Below are 859 nucleotides of genomic sequence, written 5' to 3' on the forward strand. Positions count from 1 at the left end.
CAGTCGATCGCCGAGTCCATGACCGAGTCGATGAACCAGTCGATGAAGATCATGATGTACCTGTTCCCCTTCTTCCCGATCGTGGGCGCGTACTTCTTCAACTTCCCCATCGCGATCGGTATCTACTGGCTCACCAACAACATCTGGACCGCGGTGCAGTCGCACTTCTTCATGGAGAAGCTCGAGAAGGAGCTGCCGATGACCAGCCGCGAAGGCCTCCCGCCCAGCGCGTTCATGTGACGCGCCCGCCCGCCGCAGGCACGGCGTTCTGGTCGTGCCTACTGCGGTGAATCGGCGGAATCGCCGCAGTAGCCTCGACCAGACGGGACCTCGCGTGCTCTCGTGCCTCGCGTGCAGCCCTTGCCCGCGGTGGCCCCCCGGCGTACTGTGCACAGCGGAAGTCGGCAGGCGCACGGCGTGACCGCGGGGAGACCTGCGGGCGCGAGGGGCGCCAGCCGAGAACTCGACACGAGGAGCCACAGGACAGTGCTCGACCCCAGGTGAGACCCGGCCCACCCGCCACCTCCCTGGAGCACTCATGTCTTCCCTCGTCCTGTCGGACGTCGCCTACGCGTTCCCCGACGACACCACACTCTTCACCGGGCTCGACCTCACGGTGCGCCCCGGTCTGACCTCACTGGTCGGCCGCAACGGCGCCGGCAAGTCCACGCTGCTGCGCGTGATCGCCGGGGAGCTGCCGCTGTCCGCCGGGTCGATCTCCGTCGACGGCGAGCCCGCCCGCCCGCCCGCGGTCGCATACCTGCCGCAGCTGCTCGTCGACGCCTCGCCCGGCCGCACCCTCGCCGACGAACTCGGGATAGGCCCGCAGCTCGCGGCGCTGCATCGGATCGAGGCGGGA

The 859-nt window shown here is 68.7% G+C and carries 1 protein-coding gene and 1 pseudogene; both read left to right on the forward strand.

Features of this window, described 5'->3' with window-relative positions:
* Positions 1 to 240, forward strand: a pseudogene (locus G6018_RS15395) (YidC/Oxa1 family membrane protein insertase); the annotation flags it as partial.
* 298 nt (positions 241 to 538) lie between these two features.
* On the forward strand, positions 539 to 859 hold a 321-nt coding region (locus G6018_RS15400), incomplete at its 3' end, for an ATP-binding cassette domain-containing protein (protein ID WP_182640088.1).

Origin of the sequence: Dietzia sp. DQ11-44 (assembly GCF_014145205.1) — a bacterium.
GTDB classification, from domain to species: domain Bacteria; phylum Actinomycetota; class Actinomycetes; order Mycobacteriales; family Mycobacteriaceae; genus Dietzia; species Dietzia natronolimnaea.